This window comes from Comamonas sp. JUb58 (assembly GCF_004364775.1).
GTDB lineage: Bacteria > Pseudomonadota > Gammaproteobacteria > Burkholderiales > Burkholderiaceae_C > Comamonas.
In genome coordinates this window covers 139181-148306 of sequence record NZ_SOAL01000016.1, presented here as the reverse complement: position 1 = coordinate 148306, position 9126 = coordinate 139181, and the positions used below count along the sequence as shown (strand labels likewise).

Sequence of the window (9126 nt, the reverse complement as noted above, 5' to 3'; positions counted from 1 at the left end):
GCGCAGGCCAGGCAGATGGTGGCAGAGGCCATACGGATATACAACAGCGAGAGGCTGCACACATCGCTGAAAATGCAAACGCCCGATGCAGTGCACCGGGCGTCATTGGCCGGATTGCTCCGGCCTGTTCAACCGTCCAAACTGTCAATCTAATTTAGGACGGGTCAGTCGACCGATTCTTGGCAGCGCTGGATGGGCTCATACAACAAAGCCAGACCCAAGCATCGCACCCATCAAGCACGCGATGCATACATGCTGCCTGGGCAGCACCAGCCAGCCAACACCCACCCGCAAAAAAGGCCTGATAACTCAGGCCTTGGTGGTGGTGTTGCCAGTGCTGCTGGCCGGACTGGCCGGATCGCCAGGCTTGGCCGGCGCCTCCGGAATCAGGCAGGCATCGGTGGTCTGCAGTCCGTTGTCGCGCGCAAAGTTCATCACAAAGTCCCAGGCCATCGGCTCATGGACCTGCAGCTCGCGCTTGACGATCACGCATTTGGCGCCATTCATCGTCGTGGGAACGCACCAGGGCGAATAGCCCAAATGGCCACCACGGCGCATGCCGCCCGGACGAAACTGGCTCATCACCCCCGCCAGACGCTCCGCCCAGTCGCTGGGGCGAAAGGTCTTCCCATTCTGGGTCAGACCCAGAATGAAAACTTCTTGAGATGTTGGAGAAACCATGGGATGGAAGCCTCTGATAGACGCCTGAGCACAGGATCACTGTCTCAGGCCAAACCCGTATTTTAACTCTTATATAAGAGATACGCACGCGCAAGGCATAAGTTCAAAACATCATCAGATGCAAGAAACGCATAACGTTGCGCCGCCTGCAAAGGCCAGCGGAGCGGATATGCCGAGGCCCTTGCGCTGCGTAGTCTAGCCTGCCGGTATTGGGCCATGCCGGCGCTCAGGCTCCGCTGCGATTCTGTGATGCGCATTCTTCACTAGTCTGTCGCTACACAGCCCCTAGAATGGGACTTCCGCTGGTGCCATGCCATAGGGGTCTGGAGCCATGGCGGATTTTTTGATTCTGTTTCTTTTTTCCGGAGATTTCCATGCAAGACACCGTCAAGCCTTCTGAGCCCCACGTGATGACTACCTATGGCCGCGTGCCGGTCGCACTGGAGCGAGGCCAGGGCGTGCGTGTCTGGGATGTCAACGGCAAGGAATACCTCGACGCGCTGGGCGGCATCGCCGTCAACACGCTGGGCCACAACCACGGCAAGCTGGTCGCTGCGCTGCACGACCAGATGACCAAGCTGATCCACACCAGCAACTACTACTATGTGCCGGGCCAGGAAAAGCTGGCAGCCCTGCTGGTTGAGCGCTCGAAGATGACCAATGTCTTCTTCTGCTCCACCGGCCTGGAAGCGAACGAGGCCTCGATCAAGATCGCCCGCAAGTACGGCGTGGACAAGGGCATCGAAAAGCCGGTGATCGTCGTGTTCGACCATGCCTTCCATGGCCGCTCGATCGCCACGATGAGCGCCACCGCCAACCCCAAGGTGCGCAACGGCTTCGGCCCCCTGCTCGACGGCTTTCTGCGCGTGCCGGCCAATGACTTCGTCGCGCTGCAGGAAGCGACCGAAGGCAACCCCAATATCGTCGGCGTGATGATGGAGCCCATCCAGGGCGAAGGCGGCCTGCACCCGATGCGCGCCGACTTCATGAAGCAGGTACGCGAGCTCTGCGATGCCAAGGACTGGCTGTTCATCGTCGACGAAATCCAGGCCGGCATGGGCCGCACCGGCAAGTGGTTTGCCCACCAATGGGCGGGCATCGTGCCCGATGTGATGTCGCTGGCCAAGGGCCTGGGCTCGGGCGTGCCTGTCGGCGCCGTCGTGGCCGGCCCCAAGGCTGCCAAGGTGCTGCAGCCGGGCAACCACGGCACCACCTTTGGCGGCAACCCGCTGGCCATGCGTGCCGGTGTGGAAACCATCGCCATCATGGAAGAAGAAGGCCTGCTGGCCAACGCCACCAAGGTGGGTGACTACCTGAAGGCAGCGCTGAACCAGGCACTGGCGGGCACGCCCGGCTTTGTCGAGGTGCGCGGCCAGGGCCTGATGATTGGCGTGGAGCTGAACAAGCCCTGCGGCGAGCTGATCACGCGCGGCGTGCAAGAAGCCGGCCTGCTGTTCAGCGTGACCGCCGACACCGTGATCCGTATCGTGCCACCGCTGATCCTGACCGAAGCCGAAGCCGATGAAATCGTCGCCAAGCTCGTGCCGCTGGTCAAATCCTTCCTCGCGGGCCAATGAGCCCAGGACAGACTGCAATGAAACACTATCTGCAATTCCAGGACTTCACGGCTGACGAATATGAATACTTGCTCAAGCGCGCCACGCTGATCAAGCAGAAGTTCAAGGGCTATGTGACCCACCACACGCTGGCTGACCGCACCTTGGCGATGATCTTCGAGAAGGCCAGCACCCGCACCCGCGTGAGCTTTGAAGCCGGCATGTACCAGCTGGGCGGCTCGGTGGTCCACCTGACCACCGGCGACAGCCAGCTGGGCCGTGCCGAGCCTATCGAGGACAGCGCCCGCGTGATCAGCCGCATGACCGATCTGGTGATGATCCGCACCTTCGGCCAGGACAAGATCGAGCGCTTTGCAGCGCACTCGCGCGTGCCGGTCATCAATGGCTTGACCAACGAGTTCCACCCCTGCCAGATCCTGGCCGACATCTTCACCTTCATCGAGCACCGTGGCTCGATCCAGGGCAAAACGGTCGCCTGGGTGGGCGATGGCAACAACATGGCCAACACCTGGCTGCAGGCGGCCAATCTGCTGGGCTTCAAGGTCCATGTCAGCACGCCCAGCGGCTATGGCATCGATGAGCAACTGGCCTTCAGCGGCCGCGCCTACGACAAGGGCTGCTACCAGCTGTTCAGCGATCCGCATGAGGCCTGCAAGGGCGCCGATCTGGTGACCACCGATGTGTGGACCAGCATGGGCTATGAAGAGGAAAACGAAAAGCGCAAGAAGGCCTTCGCCGAATGGTGCGTGGACCTCGACATGATGGCCGTCGCCAAGAAGGACGCCCTCTTCATGCACTGCCTGCCCGCCCACCGCGGCGAAGAGGTGCAGGCCGAGGTCATTGACGGCCCGCAGTCCGTCGTCTGGGACGAGGCCGAGAACCGCATGCATGTACAAAAGGCTTTGATGGAGTACCTGCTGATCGGTAAGCAGGGTTAAACCGCAACGCCACCGTCAGCCCTGCTTGGGCTGGCTGAGCCGCCCCGGCCCCTCCAGATGCAACAATGCCCCGAACCTTTCGGTATCGGGGCATTGTCATTTCAGCGCCTACCTGTCAAATCAGGCAGATCAGGCAGCAGGTGCCGTCGTGCGGATCAGGTGGTCAAACGCGCTCAGCGCAGCAGTCGCACCAGCACCTGCGGCGATGACGATCTGCTTGTACGGCACATTGGTGCAGTCACCCGCAGCAAACACGCCAGGCAGGTTCGTGTGGCCCTTGGCATCGATCTCGATCTCGCCAAACGGGGTCAGCTGCACAGTGCCCTTGAGCCAGCCGGTGTTGGGCAGCAGGCCGATCTGCACAAAGATGCCTTCCAGCGCGACGGTCTTGGTCTCGTCGTTCGTGCGGTCCTTGTAGGTCAGGCCCGTCACCTTCTTGCCGTCACCGTTCACTTCGGTGGTCTGCGCATTCAGGATGACTGTCACATTGGGCAGGCTGCGCAGCTTGCGCTGCAGCACGGCATCGGCCTTCAGCTCGGAGGCAAACTCCAGCAAGGTCACGTGCTTCACCACGCCAGCCAGGTCAATAGCGGCCTCAACACCCGAGTTGCCGCCACCAATCACCGCCACAGGCTTGCCCTTGAAGAGCGGGCCATCGCAGTGCGGGCAGTAGGTCACTCCCTTGGTGCGGTAGGTATCCTCACCGGGCACATTCATGTTGCGCCAGCGCGCGCCGGTCGACAGGATCACCGTGCGGGCCTTGAGCTTGGCACCCGACTCGGTCTCGATCTCGATCAGGCCGCCCTCTTGCGCTGCTGGCGTCAAGGACTTGGCGGTCTGCAGGTTCATGATGTCGACCTCGTAGTCGCGGATATGGCTCTCCATCGCGGCCGCAAACTTGGGGCCATCGGTCTTGTTGACCGAGATGAAGTTCTCGATATCCACGGTGTCGAGCACCTGGCCACCCAGGCGTTCGGCCGCGATGCCGGTGCGGATGCCCTTGCGCGCCGCATAGATCGCTGCGGCTGCGCCAGCAGGGCCACCGCCGACGATCAGCACATCAAAGGCCTCCTTCGCCGAGATCTTTTGCGCTTCGCGGGCTGCCGCGCCGGTGTCCACCTTGGCGACAATCTCGGCCAGCTCCATGCGGCCCTGGCCAAAACGCTGGCCGTTGACGAATACGGTGGGCACGCCCATGATTTCGCGCTCTTGCACTTCCTTCTGGAACAGGCCGCCATCGATCGCGGTATGCGTGATCTTGGGGTTGAGCACGGACATCAGGTTCAGCGCCTGCACCACGTCCGGGCAGTTGTGGCACGACAGCGAGTAGAAGGTCTCGAAGTGCAGGGGCGTGTCGATGTTCTTGACCTGCTCGAGCAACTCTGCCGATTCCTTCGATGGGTGACCACCCACCTGCAGCAGCGCCAGCACCAGCGAGGTGAATTCATGGCCCAGGGGCACGCCAGCGAAGCGCACGCCCACATTGGTGCCGGGGTTGGTGATCAGGAAAGAAGGCTTGCGCACATCGGCCGCATTGTCTTCGACCACCGTGATCTTGTCGTTCAGCTCTTTGATATCGGCCAGCAGCTGGCGCACTTCCTTCGACTTGTCACCGTCGTCCAGGGTCGCCACCAGCTCGACGGGCTTGGTCAAGCGCTCCAGGTAGGCTTTCAGTTGGGCTTTCATGGTGTTGTCGAGCATGGGACTTCCTTCAAACTTCTTATGCCAAGCCTCGTTGGCTTGCAGCACTTTTCAAAAACAAAAAGCCCGGGCGCCAGGCACCCGGGCGTCTACTACGTTGGAATTGCAGCAGTAAGGAAAAGCTTAGGCTTAGATCTTGCCGACCAGGTCCAGCGAAGGAGCCAGGGTCTTTTCGCCTTCTTGCCACTTGGCTGGGCAGACTTCACCGGGGTGCGAAGCCACGTACTGGGCAGCCTTGATCTTGCGCAGCAGGTCTTCTGCATTGCGGCCGATGCCTTCAGCGGTGATTTCCATGGCTTGGATCACGCCTTCTGGATCGACGATGAAGGTGGCACGGTCTGCCAGGCCTTGGCCTTCGCGCAGGCAGTCAAAGTTCTGGCTGATTTGCCAGGTTGGGTCACCCAGCATGGTGTACTTGATCTTGGCGATGGTGTCCGAGGTGTCGTGCCATGCCTTGTGCACGAAGTGGGTGTCGGTGGACACGGAATAGACTTCCACGCCCAGCTTTTGCAGTTCTGCGTAGTGGTCAGCCACGTCGCCCAGTTCGGTAGGGCAGACGAAAGTGAAGTCAGCAGGGTAGAAGAAGAACACAGCCCACTTGCCCAGGACGTCTTTTTCGGTCACTTCGATGAACTTGCCATCCTTGAATGCTTGCGTCGCGAAAGGCTTGATCTTGCTGTTGAGTACGGACATGGTGGTTTCCTTCTGTTGAGTAAAAACGATTGACAGGGGTTAGTGTAGAAACTTCTTAATAATTGATCAACTCAATTAATATAATGATTTCAATTTAAACAAACTATTATTCAAATACTGACCCAAGGCAGATTGCTATATGCGGGCGTATGCAGATTTTGCAAGCCTGCGCAACGCACTGCGCCCTGTTCGCTGCAACTTAGCACAGCGCCATGACAGCCCAGTTGCGCTGCAGCAAGCCGCATCATGCAAGCAAGGTGCGGGCGACGTCAAATGAGAACACGACTCAGCCTTACACGCAGCCAGAGCGAAAGCACGGGGGATAAGCGCTGCCTGGTTTGGTTGCTTGACCTTTCGCAAGGACAATAGCCCCAACACCCGTCATTCACACAAGAGAAGGAGCCCACCATGAAAGGCGATCCCAAGGTCATCGGTTTTCTGCAAGCGCAGCTGAAGAACGAACTCACCGCCATCAACCAGTACTTTCTGCATTACCGCATGTACAAGCACTGGGGTCTGGACAAGCTGGCCAAGAAGGAATACGAGGAATCGATTGGCGAGATGAAGCATGCCGACTGGCTGATGGACCGCATCTTCATGCTGGACGGCCTGCCCAACCTGCAAGACCTGGGCAAGCTGCAGATCGGTGAAGACGTGCCAGAAGCCCTGGCCTGCGACCTGCGTCTGGAGCAAGCCGCCCAAGCCACCATCAAGGATGGCATTGCCCACTGCGAGACCGTGCGTGACTATGTCTCGCGCGACCTGCTGCAAAAGATCCTGGACGACACCGAAGAGCACATCGATTTTCTGGAAACCCAGCTGGACCTGGTCGACAAGGTCGGCATCCAGAACTACCTGCAGTCCATCATGGGCGAAGTCGAATAAGGCGCCCGCGCTGCAACACACCACAAAAAGGACCTTCGGGTCCTTTTTTGTTGTATCTGTCGCACAAACCTGCTTGCATCGATGGTTAAACAGTAATCATTCTCAACTTCAATTACACTGCGCCTTCATCTTTCTTCGCACGCCAGCATCGTTTGTTTACCGGTGCCAGCCAGCGTACCGGGTCATCCCCAACGCCATGCTGCGTGCACACCTATTGCTTCGCCTCGCGGTCCACCAGGCCGCTGCTCGGCGCCTTGGATGTCAGCAGCTGCATCCACTGCGCAGCCTCCCCGCATGGCCCGTGGTCAGGCCCGGTAAAGCTCTGGCGCTGAGCTTGTCAGCGCGCCGTTTTTCCGCGTTCAACACCCGATCACCATGTCTGACACCCTGATCTCCGCAGCCGCGCCGCGTGCGCTGCATACCGCATTGCACACGGCCTTGTGGGCCGCTCTGGCCTGCTGGGGCGGCAACGCGCTGGCGCAAAGCGCCACGCCCGCGCCGGCAGCACCGGCAGAGACCACGCTTGCGCCCATCACAGTGCAGGGCGAGGCCACTGCCGAGACGGCCACCGGCCCGGTCAAGGGCTTTGTGGCCAAGCGCGCCCTCTCCGCCACCAAGACCGATACCCCGCTGATCGAGACCCCGCAGGCCATCAGCGTCGTGACCCGCGACCAGTTTGAAGCCCAGGGCGTGACCACCTTGCGCGAAACCACGCGCTATGCGGCTGGCATCAACTCCAGCTATTTCGACAACCGGGTGGACAGCTTCAAGGCGCGGGGCGGCGATGTCAGCCAGTACCAGGATGGCCTGCTGCGCACCTATGGCACCTACAACAACATCAAGGTCGAGCCCTATACCTTGGAGCGGGTCGAGTTTCTGCGCGGCCCCTCGTCGGTGCTCTATGGCCAGGGCAGCGTGGGCGGCGTGCTCAACCTGACCAGCAAGCGCCCGCTGGACCAGCCCCAGCGCGAAGTACAGCTGCAGCTGGGCAGCCATGACCGCAAGCAGATTGCCAGCGACATCACCGGCCCCATTGATGACGAGGGCCGCTGGCTCTACCGCCTGGTGGCGGTGGGCCGCGACAGCAACACCCAGGTCGACCATGTCAAGGACGACCGCCTGGTCATTGCGCCGTCGCTGACCTTCAAGCCTTTTGCCGGCACCTCACTGACCTTGCAGGCCATGTACCACAAGGACAAGAGTGGCTCGATCACCCAGTTCTTCCCCTGGCAAGGCACGCGCCTGCCCAGCCCCTACGGCCAGATTCCCACCAGCACCTTCATCAGCGAGCCGAACTTTGACAAGTACGACTCCGAGAACAAGTCCTTTGGCTACCTGTTTAGCCACCAGCTGAACGACCACTGGACCCTGCGCCAAAACCTGCGCCGCACCACCAGCGAGGTGGACTACCGCACGCTCTACACCAGCTTTGCCGCCAATGCTGCCGCAGGCCGCCCTGCCCGGCCGGTGTTCGATGCCGATGGCCGCACGGTGCAGCGCGATGCCGTCTGGAATATCAATGGCGGCCGCATGCTGTTGGTCGATACCCAGCTGGAAGGCAAGCTGCAGACCGGCGATGTGCAGCACACGGTGCTGGCCGGCATGGACTGGCAGCGCAACACCACCAGCACCGCTAGCTGGCGTGCGCTGGGCACGCCGCTGGATGTCTACAACCCCGTCTACGGCTCGTTCACGCCGCCCTCGGCATCGCAACTGGTGCAAGCGCCCAATGTGTCGCAGCGCCAGCTGGGCTTTTACCTGCAGGACCAGCTGCGCTGGGGCGACTGGAGCGCCACGGCCGGCCTGCGCCGCGACCATGCCAAGACAGAGACCGAAGGCCGGCCTGCCGCCGCTGCCGACGATTCGGCCTGGACCAAGCGCGTCGGTCTGACCTACCAGGCCGGTGGCGGCTGGGCGCCCTACATCAGCTATACCGAGTCCTTCCAGCCGCTGGGCGGCGTGGACTTTTACGGCACGCCCTACAAGCCGCAGCGCGGCAAGCAGGTCGAGGCCGGTGTGAAGTGGATCCCCGAAGGCAGGGGCATCTCCGGCTATGCCGCCGTCTACAGCCTGCGTGAGCAAAACCGCAAGACCAATGACCCGGCCAACCCGCTCAACAGCCTGCAGCTGGGCGAGGTCAAGACCCAGGGCTTTGAAGCAGAGATGACCGCCAGCCTGGACAAAAGCTGGGATTGGACGGTCGCCTATGCCTACACCGACGCCAAGATCAGCCGCAGCAATGCCGGCGACCAGGGCCAGCGCGTGGCCGCCGTCTCGCGCCATATGGCATCGAGCTGGCTGACGCACCGCTTCGCCAGCCAAGGGCGCGGCGGCTGGAGCGTCGGCGCCGGCCTGCGCTACACCGGCTCGCAGTGGTCGGGCACCAGCGCCATCGACACACCCTCGTCCTTGCTGACCGATGCCATGGTGGCCTACGACAGCGGTGACTGGCGCCTGGCCTTCCATGCCAACAACCTGACCGACAAGGTCGTGATCACGCAGTGCCTGTCACGCGGGGACTGCTTCTACGGCGAGCGTCGCAACTTTCTGCTGACGGCCACTTACCGCTACTGATCGCCAGGGACCAGCGCGGATCGCGGGCGGTGGAATGCCCGCGAGATGGATGCAAAAAAGGCTGCGATAAACACCGC

8 protein-coding genes are annotated in these 9126 nt (G+C 61.3%); 5 read left to right on the top strand and 3 right to left on the bottom strand.

Translation table 11 applies throughout. The features are described from left to right. Positions 1–153: integrase core domain-containing protein (locus EDF71_RS17760; RefSeq protein ID WP_133857885.1), on the top strand; the 153-nt coding region annotated here is incomplete at its 5' end. Between the two features lie 156 nt (positions 154–309). On the opposite strand, the gene EDF71_RS17755 is transcribed toward EDF71_RS17760, so the two are convergent. Then, positions 310–681, bottom strand: coding sequence for a DUF3579 domain-containing protein (locus EDF71_RS17755; RefSeq protein ID WP_133857884.1), 372 nt, complete (start codon positions 679–681; stop codon positions 310–312). Positions 682–1055: 374 nt separating this feature from the next. Between EDF71_RS17755 and EDF71_RS17750 the strand changes: the two genes are divergently transcribed. Together EDF71_RS17750 and argF are read left to right on the top strand one after the other, a co-directional pair. Further along, entirely contained in the window at positions 1056–2258 is a 1203-nt protein-coding gene (locus tag EDF71_RS17750) for an aspartate aminotransferase family protein (RefSeq protein WP_133857883.1), read from the top strand. A gap of 17 nt (positions 2259–2275) precedes the next feature. Then, positions 2276–3196 carry an ornithine carbamoyltransferase gene (gene argF, locus EDF71_RS17745; RefSeq protein ID WP_133857882.1) on the top strand — a complete coding sequence of 307 codons (921 nt, stop codon included), beginning with the start codon at positions 2276–2278 and terminating at the stop codon, positions 3194–3196. Positions 3197–3325: 129 nt separating this feature from the next. Here argF and ahpF read toward each other — a convergent pair whose 3' ends face one another. Together ahpF and ahpC are read right to left on the bottom strand one after the other, a co-directional pair. Next, entirely contained in the window at positions 3326–4897 is a 1572-nt protein-coding gene (gene ahpF, locus EDF71_RS17740; protein ID WP_133857881.1) for an alkyl hydroperoxide reductase subunit F, read from the bottom strand. A gap of 129 nt (positions 4898–5026) precedes the next feature. Then, on the bottom strand, positions 5027–5590 hold the full coding sequence (gene ahpC / locus EDF71_RS17735; RefSeq protein WP_021025534.1) for an alkyl hydroperoxide reductase subunit C: 564 nt from the start codon (positions 5588–5590) through the stop codon (positions 5027–5029). A gap of 408 nt (positions 5591–5998) precedes the next feature. On the opposite strand from ahpC, the gene bfr reads away from it, so the two are divergent. Further along, complete coding sequence (gene bfr, locus EDF71_RS17730) at positions 5999–6475, top strand: bacterioferritin (protein ID WP_133857880.1); 477 nt, start codon at positions 5999–6001, stop codon at positions 6473–6475. 375 nt (positions 6476–6850) lie between these two features. Further along, entirely contained in the window at positions 6851–9049 is a 2199-nt protein-coding gene (locus EDF71_RS17725; protein ID WP_133857879.1) for a TonB-dependent siderophore receptor, read from the top strand. Positions 9050–9126 lie beyond the last annotated feature (77 nt).